The 23,663-nt window shown below is 54.3% G+C and carries 19 protein-coding genes; 9 read left to right on the top strand and 10 right to left on the bottom strand.

Going from position 1 to position 23,663, the window contains the following annotated elements:
• Positions 1-41: 41 nt before the first annotated feature.
• The 4 genes from NGJ21_RS25740 to NGJ21_RS25975 all read left to right on the top strand — a co-directional run bounded on the left by NGJ21_RS25740 (position 42) and on the right by NGJ21_RS25975 (position 5,683).
• On the top strand, positions 42-1,574 hold the full coding sequence (locus NGJ21_RS25740) for an aldehyde dehydrogenase family protein (protein ID WP_182445286.1): 1,533 nt from the start codon (positions 42-44) through the stop codon (positions 1,572-1,574).
• Positions 1,575-1,809: 235 nt separating this feature from the next.
• Entirely contained in the window at positions 1,810-3,285 is a 1,476-nt protein-coding gene (locus NGJ21_RS25735) for an APC family permease (protein ID WP_182445288.1), read from the top strand.
• A gap of 74 nt (positions 3,286-3,359) precedes the next feature.
• Positions 3,360-4,301 (top strand): C-terminal binding protein, encoded by a 942-nt coding sequence (locus NGJ21_RS25730; protein ID WP_251962881.1) that lies wholly within the window; start codon positions 3,360-3,362, stop codon positions 4,299-4,301.
• A gap of 911 nt (positions 4,302-5,212) precedes the next feature.
• On the top strand, positions 5,213-5,683 hold the full coding sequence (locus NGJ21_RS25975) for an alpha/beta fold hydrolase (RefSeq protein ID WP_353506422.1): 471 nt from the start codon (positions 5,213-5,215) through the stop codon (positions 5,681-5,683).
• Positions 5,684-5,779: 96 nt separating this feature from the next.
• Here the strand turns inward: NGJ21_RS25975 and NGJ21_RS25725 are convergent, their stop codons facing one another.
• From NGJ21_RS25725 to glcD, 5 genes are all read right to left on the bottom strand, one after another.
• Positions 5,780-6,976, bottom strand: coding sequence for an IS256 family transposase (locus tag NGJ21_RS25725; RefSeq protein ID WP_016391483.1), 1,197 nt, complete (start codon positions 6,974-6,976; stop codon positions 5,780-5,782).
• A gap of 102 nt (positions 6,977-7,078) precedes the next feature.
• Positions 7,079-8,266, bottom strand: coding sequence for an MFS transporter (locus NGJ21_RS25720; protein ID WP_251962880.1), 1,188 nt, complete (start codon positions 8,264-8,266; stop codon positions 7,079-7,081).
• Positions 8,267-8,608: 342 nt separating this feature from the next.
• Positions 8,609-9,880 carry a glycolate oxidase subunit GlcF gene (gene glcF, locus NGJ21_RS25715; RefSeq protein WP_119688853.1) on the bottom strand — a complete coding sequence of 424 codons (1,272 nt, stop codon included), beginning with the start codon at positions 9,878-9,880 and terminating at the stop codon, positions 8,609-8,611.
• Between the two features lie 8 nt (positions 9,881-9,888).
• Entirely contained in the window at positions 9,889-10,941 is a 1,053-nt protein-coding gene (gene glcE, locus NGJ21_RS25710) for a glycolate oxidase subunit GlcE (RefSeq protein WP_119688854.1), read from the bottom strand.
• Positions 10,941-12,440 carry a glycolate oxidase subunit GlcD gene (gene glcD / locus NGJ21_RS25705; RefSeq protein WP_119688855.1) on the bottom strand — a complete coding sequence of 500 codons (1,500 nt, stop codon included), beginning with the start codon at positions 12,438-12,440 and terminating at the stop codon, positions 10,941-10,943. Before glcD ends, glcE begins: the two co-directional genes overlap by 1 nt.
• A gap of 250 nt (positions 12,441-12,690) precedes the next feature.
• Here glcD and glcC point away from each other — a divergent pair, with 250 nt between their 5' ends.
• The gene (gene glcC, locus NGJ21_RS25700; RefSeq protein WP_251962879.1) at positions 12,691-13,470 is read left to right on the top strand and encodes a transcriptional regulator GlcC; all 780 of its coding nucleotides are present in this window, start codon (positions 12,691-12,693) and stop codon (positions 13,468-13,470) included.
• 115 nt (positions 13,471-13,585) lie between these two features.
• Here glcC and NGJ21_RS25695 read toward each other — a convergent pair whose 3' ends face one another.
• The 3 genes from NGJ21_RS25695 to gcl form a co-directional block, all read right to left on the bottom strand.
• Positions 13,586-14,479, bottom strand: a complete 894-nt coding sequence (locus NGJ21_RS25695; RefSeq protein ID WP_119688857.1) for a 2-hydroxy-3-oxopropionate reductase — start codon at positions 14,477-14,479, stop codon at positions 13,586-13,588.
• Between the two features lie 77 nt (positions 14,480-14,556).
• The gene (hyi, locus tag NGJ21_RS25690; RefSeq protein WP_119688858.1) at positions 14,557-15,339 is read right to left on the bottom strand and encodes a hydroxypyruvate isomerase; all 783 of its coding nucleotides are present in this window, start codon (positions 15,337-15,339) and stop codon (positions 14,557-14,559) included.
• A 19-nt stretch (positions 15,340-15,358) separates the two neighbouring features.
• The gene (gene gcl, locus NGJ21_RS25685; protein WP_119688859.1) at positions 15,359-17,140 is read right to left on the bottom strand and encodes a glyoxylate carboligase; all 1,782 of its coding nucleotides are present in this window, start codon (positions 17,138-17,140) and stop codon (positions 15,359-15,361) included.
• A gap of 111 nt (positions 17,141-17,251) precedes the next feature.
• Here gcl and NGJ21_RS25680 point away from each other — a divergent pair, with 111 nt between their 5' ends.
• Positions 17,252-18,154, top strand: a complete 903-nt coding sequence (locus NGJ21_RS25680) for a LysR family transcriptional regulator (RefSeq protein ID WP_119688860.1) — start codon at positions 17,252-17,254, stop codon at positions 18,152-18,154.
• Positions 18,155-18,186: 32 nt separating this feature from the next.
• On the opposite strand, the gene NGJ21_RS26190 is transcribed toward NGJ21_RS25680, so the two are convergent.
• Positions 18,187-18,951, bottom strand: coding sequence for a RidA family protein (locus NGJ21_RS26190; RefSeq protein ID WP_502943685.1), 765 nt, complete (start codon positions 18,949-18,951; stop codon positions 18,187-18,189).
• On the opposite strand from NGJ21_RS26190, the gene NGJ21_RS25670 reads away from it, so the two are divergent.
• Together NGJ21_RS25670 and NGJ21_RS25665 are read left to right on the top strand one after the other, a co-directional pair.
• Positions 18,950-19,564 carry a substrate-binding domain-containing protein gene (locus NGJ21_RS25670; RefSeq protein ID WP_119688862.1) on the top strand — a complete coding sequence of 205 codons (615 nt, stop codon included), beginning with the start codon at positions 18,950-18,952 and terminating at the stop codon, positions 19,562-19,564. The genes NGJ21_RS26190 and NGJ21_RS25670 overlap by 2 nt on opposite strands.
• A 379-nt stretch (positions 19,565-19,943) precedes the next feature.
• Complete coding sequence (locus NGJ21_RS25665) at positions 19,944-21,407, top strand: APC family permease (RefSeq protein WP_251962878.1); 1,464 nt, start codon at positions 19,944-19,946, stop codon at positions 21,405-21,407.
• Positions 21,408-21,440: 33 nt separating this feature from the next.
• Here NGJ21_RS25665 and NGJ21_RS25660 read toward each other — a convergent pair whose 3' ends face one another.
• Positions 21,441-22,334 (bottom strand): LysR family transcriptional regulator, encoded by an 894-nt coding sequence (locus tag NGJ21_RS25660; protein WP_119688865.1) that lies wholly within the window; start codon positions 22,332-22,334, stop codon positions 21,441-21,443.
• A 347-nt stretch (positions 22,335-22,681) separates the two neighbouring features.
• Between NGJ21_RS25660 and NGJ21_RS25655 the strand changes: the two genes are divergently transcribed.
• Positions 22,682-23,659, top strand: a complete 978-nt coding sequence (locus tag NGJ21_RS25655; protein WP_119688866.1) for a thiamine pyrophosphate-dependent dehydrogenase E1 component subunit alpha — start codon at positions 22,682-22,684, stop codon at positions 23,657-23,659.
• Positions 23,660-23,663 lie beyond the last annotated feature (4 nt).

The following is a 23,663-nucleotide window of genomic DNA, read 5'->3' as shown; positions in this document are numbered from 1 at the left end:
AGCACTCGACCGAGTGTCACCTGACTGGTACGAGGAATATGATGTCTACTGCTAACCATAAAGATTTTGCTGAAGCCGTATTGGCTCAACGTCAACGCCGGCCGGTAATCGTGCCGCACGTGATTGCTGGTAAAGAGTACTACCATGGCGATCTCATTCAGCGGGAAGATCCAGCCCAGCCTTCGATCATCGTGTCTGGTTGCCACGATGCTCCAGCCGATCTTGTAAACCTCGCTGTTCAAAAGAGCCGTGAAGCTCAGCGCGAATGGGTCAAAGTTCCTTTGCACGAACGTCTTGCTCGTGTAGCCAAGGCCTACGACTACGTTAAAAGCAAGGTTGACGACTGGACTGTCCGAGTAGCAGTTGAAATCGGCAAGACGCAGTCCGGTGCACGTGCAGAGCCCTTGGAAGTCCTGGAAATGCTCAAGTACTACGTTCAGTACGCGAGCCAGCCAGGCGCTTTCGAGGATGAGCGCGAGGAAGATCCATCCGGTCTGGTTAACGCATCGATGCTTCGCCCCTATGGTGTGTTCGGTTTCATCACTCCGTTCAACTATCCCATCGTGCAAGCTGCAGGCCCAACGATTGCTGCGATCATTGCCGGCAATGGCATGGTGATCAAATCCAGTCACCATGGCCCTTGGTCTTGCCATGCTGTCTACGAAATGTGCGCAGCGATGGATCTTCCTGTCGGGCTGGTAAACATCATCCATGGTGCAGATGAGCCTGGTCGCGCGTTGGTAGCGAGCAACGTTGATGGCATGTCCTTCACTGGTTCGGTGTCGGTTGGTCAGGAAATCATTCGTCAGTTCAGCAACGGTGCTTACCCGCGTCCTGTCATTGCTGAGATGGGGGGTAAGAACCCGGTCATCGTGACTGACACTGCAGACCTTGAAATGGCGGCTGACGGTATCGTGTTCTCAGCGTTCGATCTGGTAGGTCAGAAGTGCAGTGCTTTGTCTCGCGTAATCGCTACTCCGAAAGCCTACGACCGACTGGTTGAGTTGGTAGCAGAACGTCGCGCGAAGCTGAAGATTGCTGACCCTGTCGTAGAGGGTAGCTTCGGTGGCCCCGTTGTTGAGCGCCGGGCCGTGCAGCGTTTCGAGAACGTCGTGGCGCAGGCGAGGAAGGGTGGTTTCCGCGTTGACGGCGGTGACGTTCTGAATCTCGATGGTTATTTCGTTGACGCTACGGTGATATCGGGCGTTCCAGTCGATCATGAGCTCGCTGTCACCGAGTACTTCCTGCCGCTGGTATCGATCAGCGTGGTTCCAGACTTTGTGTCCGCATTGGCTGCTGCGAACGCAACCTCGATGGGCCTGACTGCTGGTATCTACACCGGCGACATCGAAGAAGCACGCACCTTCTTGCGTGAGATCGAAGCTGGCTGTGTGAACGTGAACGTTCCTGGTCACGCGACCACCGGCTGGTGGCCGGGCCCACAAGCCTTCGGTGGCTGGAAAGCGAGTGGTTCCACTGGCAGGCAGGCCCTCGGCAAGTGGTATGTCCAGCAGTTTGCTCGTCAGCAAAGCCGTAAAACCGTAGCGGCGCTGGAGTCGCTGCTCGGCGAGTAACCACAACCCCGGGTGAAAGGAGGGCTTCCACCCGGGCTGAAACTAGCTCACTCTCTCTTTGTTGCGATCGAGAGAGTTTCAAGGCTGGCGAGAATGCCGCTCTCGTGAGGCCTTCAGGATGAAACAATAATAAGTCATAGGCCTGCGTGCGAGATAGGCCTCCCTGAATAGTTTTCCTGCCAAAAAATGCTTCGTCTGAAGGCGAAGTGACAAAAACTCTCACAGGTAAATGAAGATGAGCTCAGTGCTGAACCATTCACAACAGACAGGGGAGTTGTCTGAACTGGTGACGGATGCACCTCAAACTGATTTCAAGCTCAAGGGTAATATGGGCACTTTTGATTTGCTCTTTACGGTGCTGGCATTCAGCGCCCCATTGGGAGTGGTGTTCGGTTTTCTGTCGTATAATATTAGCTTCGGTATTGGCGTGCCGATTGCGTTTCTCGGCGCTACCGTGCTTATGATGCTATTCGCACTCGGCTTTACTAATATGACGCGTCGAGTGCCACGCCCAGGTGCATTCTATACTTACATCACAGAAGGTCTTGGCAAGAAAATCGGGTTGGGCGCCTCGTTCCTTGCACTTATTACCTATAGCTTCAATATCGTTTCAGCTATTGTACTGGCTGGGTTGGCAGTAAATAATTTTCTTGCAAGCTTCTCCATTGATAGCGGAACCCCATGGTGGGTGTGGTCGATCTTGATGCTCACGGCCGTATGGATCATGAGTTACTTCAATGTCGAATTCTCAGCAAAAATTCTTTCTCGGCTGCTGGTGCTAGAAATCATTGCAATCATTATATTTGACACGGTTGTGTTGTTTAATGGTGGCCCCGAAGGGCATACTTTTGTACCTTGGACGCCAACGAGCTTAATTGAACCAAAAGTTGGGTTGCTGCTGTTGTTCTGTGTAGGCTTGTTCAATGGCTTTGAAGCTACCGCGATCTATAGAGATGAAGTGCGTGACCCGGTCAATACCATTCCGCGAGCAACGTATCTCGCTATTTTGTTCCTCGGTATATTCTATGCAATTTCCTCATACACCCTGATCATTTCCGCAGGAGCCTCAAACGCAGTCGCGAATGCTCAAGCTAACCCCGCTGGCATGATGCCAGATGCGATACTTAAGTATTTTGGCGCGATGGCTAACCAGATTGTGAGTGTGCTTTTGCTGACCAGCATGTTTGCGGGTTCTCTTTCTCTCCAGAATATTTTGTCACGATATACACACTCCTTGAGTGTAGACGGAATATTCCCACGGGCCCTAGCAACAGTGCATTCAAAGCATGGTTCGCCGTATGTATCCGCGGTGGTTGTCGGTGCTGTGATCCTGGCCGCGATTCTTATTTTGGTACTTACAGGAACCAAGGAAACTGCGCTTTACGGGGCTGCTGGCGGTATTGCGTTTTATGGAATGCTCCAGCTGCTTTTCTTGACCTCTGTGGCAGTGTTGATCTTTTTCCGAAGGAAGGATCAGGCGGGCGGCTTCTGGAAGACCTTTGTTGCTCCCCTGGTCGCCGCCATTGGCATTGGTGCTGTCCTCGTAACAGCCACTCGTAATATTGAGCTTCTGATTGATGCTCCCCCTGCGGTTCTTTGGTCGCTGGTTGCGATGACCTATGCCGCAATCGGTTTGGGTATTGTCCTTGCTTTTGTGCTTAAAGTTCGTGGTTCTCCCATCTACGAGCGAATTGGTCGTCGAGTCGACTGATTAAAATTTCCAGCTCCCTGAGAATTGGCTCAGGGAGATTTACCTTATTTTTCCTCTGATAACAGGTGCATATTATGTCTGCCCGCGGCACTCTTTTGATCGCTCCTCACCAATTTCCTCATCTTGAGCGTGAGCACAAACTTGCTGAAGAGTTTGGCATGAAGCTTGTGGCTGCTGCTGATCAACAAGCTTTTACTGCTGGAATGGCGGACGCTGAAGTCGTCATGGTCACACCTTACGGCAAGGTGACCGAGGCTGAGTTCGCACAGATGACGCGCTGCAAAGCCGTCGTTCGATATGGCATCGGGTACGACAACATCGATGTCAAAGCTGCTGCAAAGGTTGGTGTGCCAGTCTCAATCGTCCCTGACGCTTCTTCAGAAGAGGTTGCAGCCCATGCGCTGGCAATGGGTGTAGCTTTGGCTCGCCGCTTGCCACATGGCCAGGCTTCGATCGAGAACAACGGCTGGGCAGGAACGATTGCTTACGACACCCCAAAGTTCGCCAACCTGGAAGTGGGTATTGTCGGTATGGGTCGGATCGGGCGCCTGACTGCCAAATGGTGGGCCGCCTTGGGCGTAAAAGTCAAAGCCTACGATCCTTTCGCTAAGTTCGACGATTACCCTCAGGCATCGCTGCAGGACATTCTTGAACAGTCTGATGTTGTCTCGCTGCATTTGCCCCTGAATGCTGACACGCGCGACATGATCAACGCTGATGTGTTGAAACGTATGCGTAACAACGCCGTGATCGTGAACGTGTCGCGCGGCGGTCTGATTGATGAGGCAGCTTTGGCCCATGCTCTGCGCACAGGTGAGATCGCTGGTGCCGCGTTGGATGTGTTTGCGAAAGAACCGCTGCCACAAGATAACCCTCTGCGTGGCGCACCGAACCTTATCATCACTCCGCACATCGCTTGGCGATCCACTACCTCGATCGGTGCGCTTCAAGATGGCGCAATTGACCGGGCTCGTCGTGCCCTGACCGGCGAGCAGCTTCCCGACGTTGTCAGCTGATTCTCTGGAGGAGGCGCGTTGTTAGCTCATCGCGCCTTCGTGGAGGCGACTTTCATTACTAGGTCTGACGTAACATAAGTCTTGGTTCCTAGAGCTGATGTTCACTTCTGGTAAGTCAAAGGCATGGAATTCCCATGTTTATCATATTTCCTTTGCCCTCAATATGTTTGAGTCTCGCCGATGTTGGGACAGATCGGAACTCAAAAGGCGCGCATAATGAGTTGTCGTCCTGAGTTTGAGCGCAGTGCCTCATGTTTTCGTCAATGTGTTTTGCTGGGGGGTTAGGTATATTGAAGCCCAAATAGAATTAGATAGGTGGAGGTTGGCATGATTTTCATCGTCAACTTGGAGTGTAGTAAGCCTCTGCTTATATGTTCACCCTCTTTGCATGGCAAGCTCTCTGTTAATTGGTCGGCGGAGGATTGCTATGCTTTTTTATTTGTTGTGATTGCCGAGAGCGTTGTTTCAAGTAGTGCTTGGTTGTCCGGTTAGGGCCTGCTTGGTTTTTGATAATCGGTTCAAATTGATACATTCGCTCTGAGTTTGTTCGTTTACTCTTAATTTGCTTTATGCACTGGATCACGGATGTTATGGCCATGCGTGAGGCAGACACTGCGCTTTACTCACATTTTGCCAGGGGGCGGAAATTCCAATCCCTGGTTTCTTTTATGTGATCCGATATTTTAGGCTACGATAGGGCATTCAATATTTGTTGTTCGCTCCATGCGTCTAGCGTGTGGGCAGGAGGCCCACAACATGGAGTGGTGGAAAGATGAAAATACCTCGAATTGAGCAGCTGATTTTTTGCCTGGTGCATCGGGGCGAGTTGAGTTCTGGCAGCCTTTGGCTGACGCGTTGGAGTGTCCCGGAGAGGAGATTTTGTCGGGTATCCGGGATTTGAGGCGTGCCCGATGCCCCCAGGAATTCAGGGGCTCTCTGATGTCGTCGAAAGGGTTATATCACTGATCGATAAACCCACTGCACTGATAGCTCAATCCATGGGTGGTGTGGTGGCAGTACAAGCCGGCAATGCACGGCCAGACCAGGTCTCTCACTTGGTACTAGCAGTGACATCGGGGGGGCTTGACATAAGTGCTTTTAGTGCTCGAGACTGGCGAGCTGACTTCGCGGGGCAGTATTTTTTCCCTGACTGGTTTACGCGTTTCTCATCTGACCTCAGTGAGGAAATTAGTCGCCTTCGCGCTCGAGCCTTACTGCTCTGGGGTGACCAAGACCCTTACAGCCCGGTGGCAGTTGGACGCAAGCTCGCCTCATTAATACCTATGTCAGAGCTGCATATCCTGCCTGGGGGTGATCATGATTTGGGATGCAGCAAGGCCGATGAGATCTCGGCCTTGGTCGACTTGCACCTCAGATCATGACTCGCGATCCTCAGGTTATTTCCCCGCTTCAGTTGATCCGATCGTGTCCCAGGAAGTGGTGTAACTCATCATGGCTCTGGCCATTGAGTTCGCCGTTTAGTTGATCACAGCTGACAGCTTGGCTTGTGGATTATCGCTGACCGCTTCGAAGGCCTCCAACTGCATGTAACGTCTTTGCAGGCACCACTCGTCGTTCTGCTCCAGCAGCATCGCGCCTACCAGCCGTGTGATGGCCGGATCGTTGGGGAAAATCCCCACGACATCGGTGCGGCGTTTGATTTCAGCGTTGAGCCGTTCAAGCGGGTTGGTGCTGTGTAACTGCTGCCGGTGTGCCTTGGGAAACGCCATGTGAGCCAGCACTTCATCCTCACAGCCGTCCATGAGCGTCGCGATCTTCGGGTACTTTTCGCGCAGTTGATCGGCGACCAACCGCCATTGCTGATGGCATTCGGCACGGCTGTCCTGGGCGAAGACCGTGCGCAGCAGCGCCGCTACCATGGTGCGCTGACCTTTGCCGACGTGGGCCATGGCATTGCGCATGAAATGCACACGGCAGCGCTGCCAGGTCGCGTTGAATACCTTGGAAACAGCCGCCTTGAGCCCTTCGTGGGCGTCGGAGATGACAAGCTTCACGCCCCGCAAGCCACGTCGCATGAGGCTGCGCAGGAAGTCTGTCCAGAACGGCTCAGCCTCTGACGGCCCAACCCGCATGCCCAGGACTTCGCGGCCACCGTCGGTGTTCACGGCCACGGCGATTATTACGGCGACCGAGACGATGCGCCCGGCCTCCCGCACCTTGACGTAGGTGGCATCGATCCAGAGATAGGGCCAGTCGCCTTCAAGCGGGCGATCAAGGAAAGCGTGAACGCGCTCATCGATCTCACCAGCTAGCCGTGAAACCTGGCTTTTGGAGATACCGGTCATGCCCATGGCCTTGACCAGCTCGTCCACCGAACGCGTTGAAACGCCTTGGATGTAGGCTTCCTGGATCACCGCCGCCATGGCCTTCTCGGCGGTACGTCGGGGTTCGAGGAAGCCAGGAAAGTAGCTGCCTTGGCGCAGCTTCGGGATCTTCAGGTCAACGTCGCCGGCGCGGGTTTGCCAAAGGCGATCACGGTAGCCATTACGGCTATTTGTCCGGTCTGGGCTTTTGACATCGAAGCCCGCGCCGCACAGGCCTTCGACATCGAACTCCATCATGCGCTGGGCAACGAACTGGATCATTTGCTTGAGCAGATCAGCGTCTGCCCCTTTCTCAACCAACTCGGTCAATGCGATAGTGGGCTTGGTCATCGTGGTTTCTCTGGTGAGTGTTTGGTCTTCGCAAACTCAACGTTAGCCAAGAACCACGATGACCATCCTCTTTCGCCCGCAGGGCGCCTTCGGCTGGTTCAGTTACACCACTTCCCGGGACACGATCGTTGATCCTTTCTCAAGTATCCTGGCGACCCCGTAAATCAGACATCCTGCAAGTGCCATTGCTGCACCAACGTAGCCTGTCGAAGTCCAACCCCAGCCGGCGTTGATGGCGAGCCCACAGATCCATGGGCCAAGCGCGTTTGCAAAATTGAGGGCGGCATGGTTCGAAGCAGCAACCAACGATTGGCCGTGTTTGCTGACATCCATGAGCCTCATTTGAAGGGCGGGAGTGAGTGCCACCATGCAGCCCAACATTAGCGCGCCAAACGTGATCCCTGCCATCGACTTCGATAGCAAAGGGAATGCAAACAGTGCGACAACACTGAAGATCATCACTTGGTTTACAGCGAGGAATTTGTATTTATCATATAGCCAGCCACCGGAAAGGTTGCCGATCATGGTTCCGATACCAAAGACCGCAAGCATCGGCGCAATCCAGTTTTCGCCGAGTCCGGTGACATGCAGTACGGTTGGTGCAAGGTAGCTGTAGACCCCGAACATGCCCGAGAAGCCGATGGCCCCAATAGCCAGAGCCAGCCATACCTGGGTGCTCTTGAACGATGCGATCTCCGCCTTGAAATCCATCCGAGCTTCATTCTCCACGTTAGGGGCGTGGCGGTAGAGCAAGATCAGGCTCAGAACGCTCAATATGGTGATGCTGCCAAATACCCAACGCCAGCCGAGCGCCTGGCCAAGATACGTAGCCCCAGGTGCTCCAAGCAAAATGGCTGCAGTGACGCCAAGCAAAATACGACTCACCGCTTTTCCCCGTTTGTTAAACGGTGCCATCGAAGCAGCAATCGTCGCGGCAACGCCAAAGTATGCCGCGTGAGGGAAACCTGCTATCAGGCGTGAGAGCAAAAGTGTTTCATAGTTCGGTGCGAGCAGGCTGAGGGCGTTAGAAACGGTGTAGATCCCGAGTAGGAACAGGATCAGATTCCGTTTTTTCAGGTAGACGCCAACAAACACCATAATAGGTGCGCCGATGACTACGCCCAGCGCGTAAGCGCTGATTAGGTGTGCAACGGTTGTTTCTGGCCTAGCAAAGGCGGCGGACAGGTTAGAGAGCAATCCCATTACCGCAAATTCGCCAGTACATAGCGAAAACACGCCAAGAATCAGGGCGAGCTCTACAAGGGCCTTTTGATTTCTGAAGATCGACAAAGCACACACCTCACAAGGTAACGAGCAAAACCGCACAGTAGAGGCAGAACTCTACGAGTACGGTTTTTTAGGCGCTCGGTGCGCCCAGCGCTCAAAGCTGGCTATAACAAGATAAGCGTGTTCAAGGCTTTTGTGTATTTTGTGCCTGTGACCTCGACTCGGGCGCAAGTTAACATATAGGCGCAGGCTCTTGAAGGGGAGCGAGACGTTGCGCTGAAACTCATTGGTGTTCACGGCTGATAATTTTATTTTATCATTCGTTTGCGAAGTTTCTGACGCAAGCCAAGAGTAGTACTGCAAATGGGGGTTTCGAACTCCTGGCTTGCATTACCTGCCAATTTTTTAGCTAAACGGCGGGAGCATTTCTTCTGGTTTAAGTTCTTGTGCGGTGGTTGCTGGGTGCAGTCCTTCTTCTACTATTTCAATCCAATGCTTTACTGGTCGTTTTCTGGCACCACTTAAGTGGGTTTGGCAACCAATATTGGCCGTGACGATTTGGTCTGGATTTCCACTGTCTAACGCCTTAAGCTTGTTGTCGCGTAATTGGGCTGATAATTCAGGCTGGGTAATTGAGTAAGTGCCTGCTGAGCCGCAGCACAAGTGGTCGTCTGGAACATTTGTCATTGTGAAGCCAAAGCGGCTGAGAATGTTTTCGACCGCCCCCCCTAACTTTTGTGCGTGTTGAAGGGTGCAAGGGCAGTGGAAGGCGATGCGTTTGTTTGCGGTAATTTTCAAGTTTTCGATTGGCTCAACTCGAATTACTTCAGCAAGATCCTTAGCTAGAGAGCTGACGACCCGTGCTTTTTCTGCATAGAGTGCGTCTTCTTCCAGCAAATGGCCGTAATCACGAGCGAATGCGCCGCACCCGCTTGCTGTTTGGACAATTGCCTCGACCCCTTTCTGTATTGCTGGCCACCATGCATCAATGTTTCTTTTGGCTCGCTCCAAACCCCTGGCTTGTGCGTTCAGGTGGTAATCAACTGCCCCGCAGCATCCGGCTTCTGGTGCATTTATCACCGAAATGCCTAGTCTATCAAGCACTCTGGCGGCAGCCGCATTCGTGTTCGGTGATAAGGTTGGTTGAACACAACCTTCTAGCATCAAGACCTTGCGATCGTGATGTACACGAGGTCTTGGCTTCGGTGCGGTGGGCAAGGATGGCAATTTACGTTTCAAGCTTTTTGGTAGTAACGGCCTGAGAACCATCCCTGTTGAGCATAAGGTCTTGAACAGTGCACGGCGTGGAATGACTGTTCGGATGCCAGCACGTAATGCCCTCTCGAGGAGTGGTCTTGGCACTTCTGCCTCGACAACGCTACGACCGATATCCAGGAGGTTATGATATTGCACACCTGAAGGGCAGGTTGTTTCACAGTTTCGGCATGACAGGCATCGATCTAGGTGTTTCTGAGTTTTAGCAGTTACTTCGTTGCCTTCAAGTACCTGTTTGATGAGATAGATGCGGCCTCGCGGCCCATCGAGCTCGTCACCTAATAACTGGTAGGTTGGGCATGTTGCTGTGCAAAAGCCGCAGTGCACACAGGAACGGAGGATTTTTTCAGCTTCTTCTGCTCTTGGCAGATTTTTGGCTTCTTGACTAAGTACGGTCTGCATGTGATGTCCTACGCCTCCGAACCGACGCGGCCAGGGTTAAAAATGTTCTGAGGGTCGAACTGATTCTTTAGGTTTTTCTGGTATTTCATCAGCGCCTTGAAGATCGGGTGCAGTGATGAGTCACCTTGGGCATAGAGCGTCGCGTGCCCCCCTAGATGCTCCACAACCTCACGGATTGCATCGGCGCTTTCATTCGTTTTCAGCCATCGTTGGGATCCTCCCCAGTCCAGGATCTGCTTCCCTGGAAGAATGTACGGGGAGACATCGCTTGGCAGCGAAAGGCGCCACAAAGGTTCCGAGCTTTTGAAAAAGTCTGTCTCGTGTTCGCGCAAATCTCTCCAGAAGCCGTTATCGAGAGGTTCACCTCCGAGAATGCTCAACGCAGATTTGACAGAACCATCCCCGCCCTCGATACGCAAGTGGAGCAGCGAGCCGTCATGACATGCGGCGCTGATAGGAATTGGCTGCTGCCCCCAGCGAGCAAGGTTGGCTAGAGCCTGAGCGGGATCCATATTGAGGGACAAGCTCGCAGAAGCACGAGGTTTAGGCAGCACTTTTAGGGAGACTTCAGTGATGACGCCGAGGGTGCCAAAACTTCCCGCCATCAGGCGTGAGAGGTCGTAACCTGCAACGTTCTTCATCACCTCACCGCCGAAGCGTAGTAGCTTGCCGTTCCCGATGATCACTTGGACACCGAGTACATAGTCCCTCACTGCTCCCGCCCAAGGACGGCGTGGGCCAGACAGCCCGGAGGCAACCATCCCGCCGACGGTTGCATCTGGCCCGAAATGTGGCGGCTCGAAGGGAAGCATCTGACCGGCATGATCCAATGCAGCTTCGATCTCCCACAGCGACGTACCGGCACGAGCGGTGATTACAAGCTCGGTTGGATCGTAATTGACAATGCCGCGATGAATGCGCGTGTCCAGCACTTCGCCAGAGACGTGGCCTCCAAGCATGTGCTTGCTGTTGCTGCCTTGGATGCGAAGGGGGATGTCTTCGTTGAGGGCGTAATTGACCTGTTCGAGGAGATCAGCGCTGTTGTCGTGATCGTATTGCATCAGAAGCGCTCCAGCTCAGGAAAGGGCAGATTGCCGTGGTGGATATGCATTGAGCCGAACTCAGCACATCGATTCAGCGTTGGAATGTTCTTTCCTGGGTTGAGCAAATTGTGTTGGTCAAAGGCGTTTTTCACTGCATGCATCAGGGTGATCTCGTCACCGTTGAACTGAGCGCACATTTGGTTGATTTTTTCTCGCCCTACGCCGTGCTCGCCTGTGATGCTCCCACCCACTTCAACACACAGCTCAAGGATTTTTCCTCCGAGCGCTTCAGCGCGTCCCAGTTCGCCTTCTTGGTTGGCATCGAAGAGGATCAGGGGGTGCATATTTCCGTCGCCCGCGTGGAATACGTTCGCTACCCGCAAGCCGTATTCATTGGAAAGCTCCTCGATTCCATTGAGAACACGAGGAAGCTGTCGACGTGGAATGGTTCCATCCATGCAGTAGTAGTCAGGAGAGATCCTGCCCACGGCAGGGAAGGCATTCTTCCTACCAGCCCAGAAACGAGTACGTTCTGCTTCATCGCGAGCGATCCGGACTTCGGTTGCGCCGGCTAATTCCAGAATGGTTTTGACTCGGTCGCAATCTTCCTGAACATCTGCTTCAACGCCGTCCAACTCGCACAGCAGCATGGCTGCCGCTTCAACTGGATAGCCAGCATGGATGAAGTCCTCGCTGGCCCGGATAGAGAGGTTGTCCATCATCTCCAGTCCACCGGGAATGATGCCGGCGGCGATGATGTCAGCGACTGCTGCCCCTGCTTTTTTTACTGAGTCGAAGCTTGCAAGCAGCACTCGTGCGACCTGGGGTTTCGGAAGCAGCTTGACCGTCACTTCCGTGATTACGCCGAGCATTCCTTCCGACCCTGTGAAGAGAGCTAGCAGGTCAAGACCAGGGCTATCTAGCGCATCGCTACCCAGCGTAAGTGCCTCTCCCTCGATAGTGAGGATGTTGACCTTCAGGATGTTGTTAACGGTCAGCCCATATTTCAGGCAATGCACACCGCCCGCGTTTTCAGCCACGTTCCCGCCGATGGAGCACGCAATTTGTGAAGAGGGGTCTGGCGCGTAGTACAGGTCAAAAGGTGCCGCAGCTTGGGAGATAGCTAGGTTGCGAACACCTGGCTGAACCTTGGCAAACCGACCATGCGGATTCACCTCAATGATCTGGTTGAATCTTGCCATCACGAGAAGAATGCCTCGCTCGTGCGGCAAGGCGCCGCCCGACAGTCCTGTTCCGGCTCCGCGAGCCACTACAGGGACACGGAGCTCAAAGCAGGTTCTCAGGATGGTTTGCACCTGATCGATTCTGGTGGGGATTACGACCAGCAGGGGCATGACGCGATAGGCTGACAGGCCGTCGCATTCGTAAGGTCTGAGCTCTTCTGGCGAAAACAGAATTTCAAGATCAGGTATCGCTGTTGATAGTTGATTTAACACGTGGTCTTTGTCGACGTTGGGCAATGCACCATCGACACGCTCATCATGGAGAATGTTCATCGCGCTCTCGCGTTAGGCTTTTATTCTTGTGTGCTTTGCCCCTGTCTCAAATGGGTTGCGTCTGGCAGGAGCTAGGGGCGAATCCAACACTGAGCGGGTGCTTCCATCATGTCGACGACCAAGCGCTCTGGTACGACCAGTTTTTAGGGCCTTGACAACGAAGTTCCTATGGCTCAGGTCACGCGGGGGATAAAATGAGCCGCGTCGTCCTGCAATTCACGGCTGGTCGTACCAGTCCTCAGGAGTCTTGATGGAAAATTCGCACTCGGGCAAACAAGAAAAAACCCAAGTCGCTGACCAGGTAGCCGAACGCATTGAACGGTTGATCGTTGATGGGGTGATCAAGGTTGGCCAAGCGCTACCCTCTGAGCGACGTCTGATGACCAAGATGGGCTGCTCACGTTCAGCGCTTCGCGAAGGACTCCGGGTTCTCCGTGGCAGGGGAATCATCGACACTGAGCATGGACGTGGCTCGTACGTGGCCGATCTTTCGAATACCGAAGCAACGCAGCCAATGATGTATCTCTTTAGCTCTCAGCGTAGAACCCTCTACGATTTGCTCGAGGTGAGAGCACTGCTCGAAGGTGAGTCAGCAAGGCTCGCTGCGCTAAGGGCCACCGATGTCGATCGGTTGCTGATCCATAAGCGTTACGAAGAAATGCTCTCCGCGCATTCAGATCCTCAGCATCATGATGCTAAGGAGCAGGCTAGGCTCGATCACGCTTTCCATCGATCAATAAGTGAAGCCTCTCACAACCCCGTCCTTGTTCACACGCTACAAGGCTTAAGCGAGCTAACCCTGAGTACGGTCTTCGCGTCCGTCAACAATCTCTACTGTCGTCCTGCCCAAAAGCGTCAGATTGATAGGCAGCATTCGCGGCTTTATCACGCGGTGATGGAGCAACTTCCCGAACAGGCTCAGCGAGCTGCGCGCGACCACATTAATGGTATTCGAGACAATCTTCGAGATATCGAGGATGAAGAGCAGAGATTGGTACGAGCTACGATGCGACTTGAGGGATGGCACTGAAGGATGGGCCGTAAGGTATCTTGATGTGGCGTCGAAGTAGTGAGGAGAGGGGAAGAGAAATTTTAGGTCGTTAGGCTAGGCAGTAGCGCGGACTACTACCCAGCCTAACTGCCCCTTAGAGCTTATCGCGAATCGAGAAATTCGCCATATGCTCCAAGCCTTTGATCAACGCAGAATGATCCCATTCACCGCCACCCAGGGCGACACAAGTGCTAAACACCTGCTGTGCGTTCGATGTATTTGGAAGGTTCAGCCCAAGTTCCTTAGCGCCCTGCAGAGCTAGGTTCAGGTCTTTTTGGTGCAGGTTGATGCGGAAGCCGGGGTCGAAGGTTCCTTTAATCATGCGCTCAGCATGAACCTCAAGAATCTTCGAGGATGCGAAGCCGCCCATGAGCGCCTCGCGAACCTTGGCCGGGTCAGCTCCGTTCTTGGACGCGAACAACAGTGCTTCACTGACAGCCTGGATGTTGAGAGCAACGATGATCTGGTTGGCAACCTTGGCGGTTTGACCGTCGCCATTGGCGCCAACGCGATTGATGTTTTTACCCATCACTTCGAACAGCGGGTAAGCACGGTCGAATGCAGCTTGAGAGCCGCCCACCATGATGCTGAGGGTGCCCGCTTTAGCGCCTACTTCACCACCAGACACAGGCGCATCCAGGTAGCTCGCACCTGTGGCATTGATCTTCTCAGCAAACGCTTTGGTGGCAGTTGGCGAGATCGAGCTCATATCGATGACGATCTTGTTTGGGCCGATGCCTTCTGCAACGCCGTTTTCCCCAAACAGAACGCTCTCTACTTGAGGGGTGTCCGGCACCATCACAATGATGACTTCAGCTTCCTGGGCAACCTCTTTAGGGTTAGCCAGGCTGATCGCACCTGCGTTTACCAGATCATCTGGTGCTGAGCTATGGTGAGTCGAAACGTAGACTTGGTTACCCGCTTTTTGCAGGTTCAAGGCCATGGGGCGACCCATGATGCCTGTGCCAATGAAGCCAACTTTTGCCATGATTCACTCCTTACGGATTGCGGTCTTGCCGCAATAAGCTGTGCGATCCCTGAGGGATCGCACCTGCACTAGCTTGCTTAGATCACATTGTGGGTTTTGATCCAGCCAAGACCCGCTTCTGTCGTGGTCAGAGGCTTGTACTCTGCTCCCACCCAACCTTGGTAACCGATCCGATCCAGGTGCTCGAACAGGACGCGATAGTTGATTTCGCCGGTGCCTGGCTCGTTACGGCCAGGGTTGTCCGCGAGCTGGATGTGGTTGATTAGCTGCAGATTGGTTTCCATGGTGCGCGCCAGGTCACCTTCCATGATCTGCATGTGGTAGATGTCGTACTGCAGGAACAGGTTGTCACTGCCCACTTCGGCCTGGATTTCCAGGGCCTGCTGGGTGGTGTTCAGGTAGAAGCCCGGGATGTCGCGGGTGTTGATCATTTCCATGACCAGGCGAATACCGGCGGCCTTGAGCTTGTCGGCGGCGTAGCGCAGGTTTTCGACGAAGGTCTTGCGCACGGTGGAGCAGTCCGGGCCTTGTGGGCGAATGCCGGCCAGGGCGTTGACCTGGGTGTTGCCCAGCACCTTGGCGTATTCGATGGCCTTGTCGACACCGGCACGGAATTCTTCGACACGGTCGGGGTGGCAGGTGATACCGCGCTCACCTTTGGCCCAGTCGCCGGCAGGCAGGTTGAACAGCACCTGGGTCAGGCCGTTGGCTTCCAGCTGCTGCTTGATGTCGGCAGCGCTAAAGTCGTACGGGAACAGGTACTCGACGCCTGTGAACCCGGCATTGGCGGCAGCACTGAAGCGCGCGAGGAAGTCGTGTTCGGTGAACAACATCGAAAGGTTGGCTGCTAAACGTGGCATCTGGCTGTCCTCACAAGTCTCAAGAATTGCTCAACGGCACAATCGAGGTCGGCGCATCGCTGGCGAATACTGCCAGCTCTTCGAACTCTTTAATTGCGTCGATTTCGGTACCCATGGAGATGTTGGTCACTCGCTCCAAAATCACCTCAACGACCACTGGTACCTGGTACTCTTGAGCCATTCGCTGGGCTTCCCTGAGAGCAGGGGCAATCTCAAATGGCTCGAACACGCGAATCGCTTTACAGCCCAGACCCTCGACAACCGCGACGTGATCCACGCCGTAACCATTGAGCTCTGGGGCGTTGATGTTTTCGAAGGCCAGCTGGACGCAATAGTCCATCTCGAAACCGCGCTGGGCCTGACGAATAAGACCCAGATAGGAGTTGTTCACCAGGACGTGAACGTACGGCAGGTTGAACTGAGCACCGACAGCCAGCTCTTCGATCATGAACTGGAAATCGTAGTCGCCGGACAACGCAACGACCTGACGGCTTGGGTCAGCTTTGACTACACCCAGTGCAGCTGGGATCGTCCAGCCCAGAGGGCCCGCCTGGCCACAGTTGATCCAGTGACGTGGTTTGTACACGTGCAAGAACTGAGCGCCGGCAATCTGTGACAGGCCGATGGTAGAGATGTAGCAAGTGTCCTTACCGAATACTTGGTTCATTTCTTCATAAACGCGCTGAGGCTTGACCGGTACGTTGTCGAAGTGGGTCTTGCGCTGCAGAGTGGCTTTGCGTTGCTGACAGCTCTCAAGCCACGCTTGTCGGCATTTCAATTTACCAGCGGCTTTCCATTCGCGGGCGACTTCAAGGAACGCTTCCAGTGCTTTTCCAGCGTCGGAAACGATGCCCAAGTCCGGGGTGAAAACGCGGCCAATCTGGGTCGGTTCGATGTCGACGTGAACGAACTTGCGGCCCTTGGTGTAAACGTCCACCGAACCGGTGTGGCGGTTTGCCCAGCGGTTACCGATGCCGAATACGAGGTCAGACTCGAGCAGCGTGGCATTACCATAACGGTGCGATGTCTGGAGACCGACCATGCCGACCATTTGTGCGTGGTCGTCCGGGATGGTGCCCCAGCCCATCAGCGTAGGGATAACCGGTACGCCGGTAAGCTCAGCGAACTCGACAAGCAGGTCGCTCGCATTAGCGTTGATAACGCCGCCACCGGAGACGATCAGTGGGCGCTCGGCGTCGTTGAGCAGTGCAAGTGCCTTTTCAGCCTGGATACGTGTCGCGCTTGGCTTGTGTACTGGCAGCGGCTCGTACGCGTCAATGTCGAATTCGATTTCGGCCATTTGCACATCGAATGGCAGGTCGATCAGGACGGGGCCTGGGCGTCCAGTACGCATTTCATAGAAGGCTTTCTGGAATGCGTAAGGAACCTGACCCGGCTCCAGAACTGTGGTGGCCCACTTGGTCACAGGCTTGACGATGTTGGTGATATCGATAGCCTGGAAGTCTTCCTTGTGCAGGCGGGCACGTGGAGCTTGGCCGGTGATGCAAAGAATTGGAATAGAGTCAGCGGAGGCACTGTACAGGCCCGTGACCATGTCAGTCCCGGCAGGGCCGGAGGTGCCAATGCATACGCCGATGTTACCTGGGTTGGCCCGCGTGTAGCCCTCGGCCATATGCGAGGCGCCTTCGACGTGACGAGCGAGGACGTGATCGATACCACCGACTTTCTGCAGGGCGGAGTAAAGTGGGTTGATGGCGGCACCCGGAATACCGAAAGCCGTATCGACTCCTTCGCGACGCATCACCAGGACGGCGGCATCGATTGCTCTCATTTTGGACATACTCTTTCCTCCAGGAAATCGATATCTTTTTGTAGTGGCCTCCAGTCTGGACGAGCGGGATAGTGGCTTGAAGATCCCAAAATGAGTTTCTGTCGATATAAAAGGTATCGAATGGCACGTTTCACTGAACTGCAGAGTTTCATCCAAATCGCACAGAAAGGGAGCTTTGCGGCTGCCGCCTTGAGTGAGGGTGTCACGCCAGCCATGTTGGGTAGGCGGTTGGACTCGTTGGAGAAGCGGTTGGGTGTAAAGCTGATGCACCGTTCTACCCGCGGTTTACACCTGACAGAGCTGGGTGAGCAGCTATTGGAGCGCGCCAAGGATCTCGTTCGTGAATTTGATGAAATGGAAGCGAGCATCAGCAACAGCGCCAAGCTGGTGACGGGGAACCTGATGGTCTCGGCCCCGGCTGCATTTGGCCGGTTACATGTCGCGCCACATGCGCTTGGGTTCCATCAGAAATTTCCGAATTTGAAGTTGTCCTTCAACCTGACCGATAGCCTCGTCGACCTTGTGAGTGAGGGGTACGACCTGAGCATTCGCATTGGCTGGGTGACCGACCCGAACTACGTGGCGGTGAAGCTTTGCTCCAATCGCAGGGTGGTCTGTGGTACGCAGGAATACTTCGAGAAGCATGGGAAGCCAACCAGTCTGGAGCAACTCGCCAATCACAACTGTCTGGCCTTCACATCGCAGGGGGGCCAGCCACGGGGGTGGACATTCCAGCGAGAGGGCAAGCAGGTGGCCATGAGGGTGAGCGGAAGTATGGCTTGCAACGATGGTGAGCTGCTCTTCTCCTGGATGAGGCAGGGGCTAGGCATTGGTTGGCGTTCGACTTGGGAGATCCATCGTGAATTGGCGAGTGGAGAATTGGTGACGGTGCTGGACGAGTTCGCACTGCCAGATTACGACATTCAGGCGGTGTATCCTCAGCAGCGTTTTCTGCCTGCCAAGGTGCGTCACTTCATCGACTACTTGAGGCACATCTACCAGCAGCCAGACTACTGGTTGTGAAAATTGAGGCGGGTAGAACCGCCCCACAGCTGTTAATGCTTCAGGAGAAATGCTGCCTCGATTTCGACCGCCATCCCTGAAGGCAGAGAGGATGCGCCTGTTGCGATTCGCGCATGTTGCCCCGCAACACCGAGCACTTTGGCGATCAGGTCAGATGCTGCATCCAGCACCTGTGAGTGAGCAGTGAAGTCTTCTACGCAGTTTACGACACCTGCCAAGCGCACCGCAGTCACTACCTTTAAAGGGTCATCACCGGTGGCATTCGCTAAATGGCTAAGGATGTTGAGCGCGCATAGTTTGGCGGCTTCACGACCCTCTTCGATGGACAAATCGCGGCCCACTCGCCCCGAGTATTTCAGTTCACCATTAAGACGCGGCGCCTGTCCGGCAATGAAGAGAAAGCCCCCTGCTTTGATGGCGGGTACGTAGCTACCGCGTGGAGGGTCGACTGGAGGCAGCTCCAGGTTGAATTCACGCAGGGCTTCGGTGAAGGTTTTATAACTCACTTGATTTGTCTCCAGTCGCCTTGGTCGCCTTTCCAGTTGATCGAATGGCCCATCGCGCGCATCACGCTCCCTCGCAGTGCTCTGACCATGCCTTCGTATTCGCGCATTGCGATGCCGTCGTGAGCAGGTTCTGGCCCCATGAACATGCCATCTACCCCGCCGTGAGCGATGCAGAGCCGAGAGTGCCGCCACGATTCCGGTGGCGCCCCAGTTTGAAATGTTGGAAATCACAAGATAGTCAGCTGCGGTTACTGCACCTACACCACCTCGACCCGGGATACCGCAGTCCATGGCCTTTGGAGGCATTGTTGGCGTTGTACGGATTGGCCTGATTGAAACGGCTGTCTACACGCTGCTTCCTGAGCTGGTGAAACGCACCAAAACTGAGCTGCCAAACGTTAGCGTGACCTGGGTTGTGGGGTTGACTGCGGATCTTGTTGAACAGCTGAATAAGGGGGAGCTTGACTTGGTATTGTCGCTCGACAAGCAACCTCAGAGCCCTTATGCCGTCTCTGAAAAGCTGCTCACGCTCTCGACCAAGTGGATTGGCAAGCCCGGGTTGGTCGATAACCTGGCTGATGAGTCTTTCATTTTCTCGCACCAAATACTCACGCCCCTGAGCAACACCACGCCGTCCGATGATGCTGCTCGGACGGTGCAGAAGCTGGCCTTCAAATATGGCGTCAACCCCACGACCATTCAGCTGTCCAGCTCACCTTCGATATCGGCGCTGATCACGCTGATTCGAAATGGCATTGGTATCGGTGTTCTGCCTGCCGTCCTGGTACAAGAACATCTGGCCAGTGGCGAGCTTGAGATGCTGCCAGTGACTGCTCCACCTCCCATGGTCATCCATAGGTGGCATCTGACCAATGCGGGCTCGGCCACCTTGGGAGTGGCCTAACTGGTTTCACAGGTGGCCCTGGAGCAGGAGGGTGACCACGGGTGAGTCTGAACTAATGGCTTAAGTGTTAAGTTCTTGCAGTGTTGTGATAGGGCGCACACCGCTCACTGATAACCGGCCATTATCACAGACAATAGCTAATGAAAATTTGACGTTATCGAAGGGCGGCGCGAGGATGATCCACAGCGCGATGAGCACGCTCAACACGATGTTGAAATGTTGGATGGAACGCTCGATTGACTCCGAGTGAATCATTAGCATCTGTGTGCACTAAGCCGAGTATCCATCATAACAAAAATTGTGGCGCTTCACTTGAGTAATGACTACTGCCGTTTACTAAAGTTGCGCTTACGAGTCGAGGAGAAAGGAATAAATGGCTATGAGTATTGAGGCTTCCGAAAGCGTCGGAGACGCCGCAGTCAGTCAGAAGAAATTGTCGGGTAATATGGGTGCACTGAGCTTGGCTATGACGGTGCTGGCCTTTTCTGCACCGCTTACTACAGTTGCAGGATACATTCCGGTCTCTTTAATGTTCGGAGGCGTAGCGACGCCGCTCCTATTCGTTGTAGTCGCCTCGGTCATGCTGCTGTTTGGTATTGGTTATATCACGCTCAATAACATGGTTCGTCGATCCGGCGACTTCTACTCGTTCATTACTTATGGCTTAGGGAAATCAGCGGGTCTTGGAGCAGGGCTGACAGCTGCAGTTTCCTATTTCGTTCTTCTTGCAGGTATCACTTCCTACTTCGGTGTTGCGTGTTCTGATTTCCACCGAGGGCTCACAGGCTCAGCTTTCCCTTGGTATTTCTACTCTCTGACTTGCTGGGTCATCGTGGGTATTCTTGGTTACCTTCACGTTGAGCTCTCGGCAAAGGTACTGCTGTGGGTCATGTTGTCGGAGATCGTGGTGTGCCTGGGCTTCGCCTTCGGGGTGTTGAGCATCGGTGGTGATACGGGTATGGCGGCGTCCGCCCCCTTCTCGCCGGGTGAGCTTTCCAAGGAAGGTGTGAATATTCCTTTCGCGATGCTGTTCGCCGTATCGTTCTTCATGGGCTTCGAAGCTACCGCGCTGTACCGTGATGAAGTGCGAGACCCTGACAAGACTATCCGTCGCGCTACGTATGGGTCGATTATCTTCATCGGCGCGATGTACACCGTATGTGCTTATGCATTGGTCACCGCTTACGGTGAGAATGTGCAGCAGATTGCCACTGATTCCCCTGCTACCATGTTCTCCCTTGCGTTCAGCAAATACATCGATGGTCGCTTCCAAGTGATCGTTACGATCCTTGTGCTCACTTCGGCCTTCGCATCGGCCCTCTCTACTCACAACGTCCTTTCGCGTTACCTCTTCAACCTGGGTACTGACCGCGCGCTGCCGAAATTCCTTAGCCGCATTCATATGAAGCACTCGTCCCCATTCGCTGCTTCGATGAGTGTGTCCACGATGGTGCTCTGTGTGCTTATGCCGTTTATCGTCATTGGTGCAAAGCCCGAGCTTCTGTACGGCCAGCTCTCCGGCGTAGGTACTTCGGGTGTGATCATCCTGATGGCTGTGGTGAACCTCTCTGCTCTGACTTGGTATGTACGCAAAGGGCGTCACGGTGAGGTCAGCTTTGCAAAAGCCTTCCTGGCTCCGTTCATTTCGGGCGTTTTCTTCGTCGCCTTGGTTACCCTGGTTGCCTACCACTTCGACCTGCTGGTAGGTGGTGAGCCTGGTGAGCGTACCTGGATGCTGCTCTGCTTGATCGGTGTGCTGATTGCCGGTATGGGGCTGGCTCAATACTTCAAGGCCATGCGCCCCGAAGTCTATGAGCGACTGGGGCGAAACCCAGCAGCCTGACAATACAAAAAACGGAGCCTCGGCTCCGTTTTTTTATACCCGCCAATACTCGGCTGCGACTTTCTGGGCAAGCTGCGCAACCATCCGGTTTAGCGGCATGTCTGCGCGCTCGATGAAGCTTGCAGTGAACGACATCACTGGCATTTCATGCGTGGAGGAGACGGTGTGGAGCTTGCCGCTGGCCAGCTCATCGAACACGGCGTGCTCGGGAATGGCAGCTATACCAATCCCATCCATCGTCATGCGTACGATCGAGGACAACGAGGAGTTCGAGAAAAGCCGTACCTTGTGAAGCCCTTTGCGATCAAACATGTCTTTGAGCTGCCAGTACGGGCGTGTGTTCCTCGCGTACGTGATCACGGGGTGGGCTGCGATCTCTTCGAGCGTCAGCGGCTTATTGCCCAGTTCTAGCTTGGGCGATTTGATCCAGCTCATCGGGTAGCTGCACAGAGGAAGATTCTCTGCATTACCGATGTTCACCGGGCCCATCAGCAAGGCCACGTCGAGGGTGCAATCTGCGAGTCCCGTGGTCATGTTTGCGGTGCTGTCTACCACGACATCCAGAGTGATCTCGGGATATTCCTGGCTTAGTTGCTTCAAAAGGTCAGAGAGCCAAGTGTGCACGATGGTGTCCGAGGCGCCCAAACTGACGGTGCCACTCAGGCCTTTGCGGCCTGCAACAGCCTCAACCATTTCGCTTTCAAGCGCGATCATGCGCTCGGCATAAGTCAGCAGCTCCCGCCCTTGAGCTGTCAGAAAACACCCGCGCTTATCTCTCTCGAATAGCCGGCCATTGAGCTGTCTTTCAAGCTGCGCAATACGCGCAGACACGGCTGGCTGGGAGGTGTGAAGCTTGTCTGCCGCTTTGTGAAAACCGCCCAGCTGCGCAACCGCATAGAAGGTTTGAAGGCTTCGTAGATCGATCATGCTGCGCCTCATTCATCTTATTGTGTGGTGCGGTGTGGGGCTTGCCCTAGAGGGCTCGCTGCTGTCGAGCCGGCTGATACGTTACCGCAGAAAATGACGAAATGGCTCAGGTGGGAGAGCTTTTTTTGCGGCCCCTAAGAGACCTTACCGATAAGAACACGTTATCTCTGACAATCCGCAATCGCAATTGGACGTTATCAGTGGATCGCGAGACGATTGGGCTACGAGGCGATCACTGTCACCCAGGAGTCGGACGATCTTCAGGGTGCCCTCGGCGAAGAGAGCGTTGGACTGTGACGCACAATAACGACAAAACAAGTTGCAATACTCAAATGAGGAGAAGTGGAATGTTCTCGCCGCATTTGCCACGCGAACGGCTGCTGGAAGCCTATCGCACCATGCAAACGATTCGCTGTTTTGAAGAGCGTGTGATTAACGAGATGGGTACCGGTGACATCCCGGGCAGTACCCACCTCTATGCCGGCCAGGAGGCAAGTGCGGTTGGCGTATGCATGCACCTCACCGACGAGGACTATATTTCGTCGACCCATCGTGGCCATGGTCACTGTATCGCTAAAGGCTGCGATATCAATGCGATGATGGCCGAGCTGTTTGGCCGAGTCACTGGTACTTGTGGTGGTAAAGGTGGATCCCAGCACATTGCCGATCTGCGCAAAGGGATGCTGGGTGCTAACGGGATCGTTGCCGGTGGCGCTCCAATTACCTGCGGTGCTGCATTGAGTGCGAAGCTGCAGAATACAGATCGAGTTGCGATAGCCTTTGCGGGCGATGGTGCCATGAACGAAGGCGCAATGGCCGAGAGTCTTAACCTGGCCAAAATCTGGATGCTGCCAATCATCTTCGTGATCGAAGACAATGGCTTCGGTGAAGCGACAGCGAACGAATTCGTTTCAGCGGGTAGTTTCGTTCGTCGTGCTGAAGGCTATGACATCCCTTCTACTGAAATTGATGGCACTGACGTTTTCAAGGTCTACACCATTGCTGGCGAGGCGATTGCACGCGCCCGCTCAGGCGGTGGCCCATCCCTCCTGCATATTCGTGTTCCTCGTTACTACGGGCACTACAGCGGTGATCCGGATACCTATCGTACGCCGGAAGAGAAGAAGATCATGCGTCAGGAACAGGACTGCCTGATTAAATTCCGCACCAAAGTCACTGTAGAGTCCCTTGCAAACGTGGCTGCTCTGGATGCGATTGACGAAGAGGTTACGGTAGCAGTGAACGAATCTGTTGCGTTCGCTCGCGCTTCTGAATTCCCTCCAGTTTCTGCTCTCACCACCGACGTCTACGTGAAGTACCTGTAAGGAG

Source organism: Pseudomonas sp. Marseille-Q5299 (genome assembly GCF_943737035.1).
Taxonomy (GTDB): domain Bacteria; phylum Pseudomonadota; class Gammaproteobacteria; order Pseudomonadales; family Pseudomonadaceae; genus Aquipseudomonas; species Aquipseudomonas putida_E.
This window is presented reverse-complemented; position numbering and strand designations above follow the sequence as displayed.

Coding starts and splice junctions, on each gene's coding strand:
- NGJ21_RS25740 (WP_182445286.1), top strand. CDS start 42: ATGTCTACTGCTAACCATAAAGATTTTGCTGAAGCCGTATTGGCTCAA.
- NGJ21_RS25660 (WP_119688865.1), bottom strand. CDS start 22,334: ATGATCGATCTACGAAGCCTTCAAACCTTCTATGCGGTTGCGCAGCTG.
- NGJ21_RS25665 (WP_251962878.1), top strand. CDS start 19,944: ATGAGTATTGAGGCTTCCGAAAGCGTCGGAGACGCCGCAGTCAGTCAG.
- NGJ21_RS25975 (WP_353506422.1), top strand. CDS start 5,213: ATGCCCCCAGGAATTCAGGGGCTCTCTGATGTCGTCGAAAGGGTTATA.
- NGJ21_RS25730 (WP_251962881.1), top strand. CDS start 3,360: ATGTCTGCCCGCGGCACTCTTTTGATCGCTCCTCACCAATTTCCTCAT.
- NGJ21_RS25680 (WP_119688860.1), top strand. CDS start 17,252: ATGGCACGTTTCACTGAACTGCAGAGTTTCATCCAAATCGCACAGAAA.
- NGJ21_RS26190 (WP_502943685.1), bottom strand. CDS start 18,951: ATGGACTGCGGTATCCCGGGTCGAGGTGGTGTAGGTGCAGTAACCGCA.
- glcE (WP_119688854.1), bottom strand. CDS start 10,941: ATGCAATACGATCACGACAACAGCGCTGATCTCCTCGAACAGGTCAAT.
- NGJ21_RS25695 (WP_119688857.1), bottom strand. CDS start 14,479: ATGGCAAAAGTTGGCTTCATTGGCACAGGCATCATGGGTCGCCCCATG.
- NGJ21_RS25725 (WP_016391483.1), bottom strand. CDS start 6,976: ATGACCAAGCCCACTATCGCATTGACCGAGTTGGTTGAGAAAGGGGCA.
- gcl (WP_119688859.1), bottom strand. CDS start 17,140: ATGTCCAAAATGAGAGCAATCGATGCCGCCGTCCTGGTGATGCGTCGC.
- NGJ21_RS25735 (WP_182445288.1), top strand. CDS start 1,810: ATGAGCTCAGTGCTGAACCATTCACAACAGACAGGGGAGTTGTCTGAA.
- glcC (WP_251962879.1), top strand. CDS start 12,691: ATGGAAAATTCGCACTCGGGCAAACAAGAAAAAACCCAAGTCGCTGAC.
- glcD (WP_119688855.1), bottom strand. CDS start 12,440: ATGAACATTCTCCATGATGAGCGTGTCGATGGTGCATTGCCCAACGTC.
- NGJ21_RS25655 (WP_119688866.1), top strand. CDS start 22,682: ATGTTCTCGCCGCATTTGCCACGCGAACGGCTGCTGGAAGCCTATCGC.
- hyi (WP_119688858.1), bottom strand. CDS start 15,339: ATGCCACGTTTAGCAGCCAACCTTTCGATGTTGTTCACCGAACACGAC.
- glcF (WP_119688853.1), bottom strand. CDS start 9,880: ATGCAGACCGTACTTAGTCAAGAAGCCAAAAATCTGCCAAGAGCAGAA.
- NGJ21_RS25670 (WP_119688862.1), top strand. CDS start 18,950: ATGGCCTTTGGAGGCATTGTTGGCGTTGTACGGATTGGCCTGATTGAA.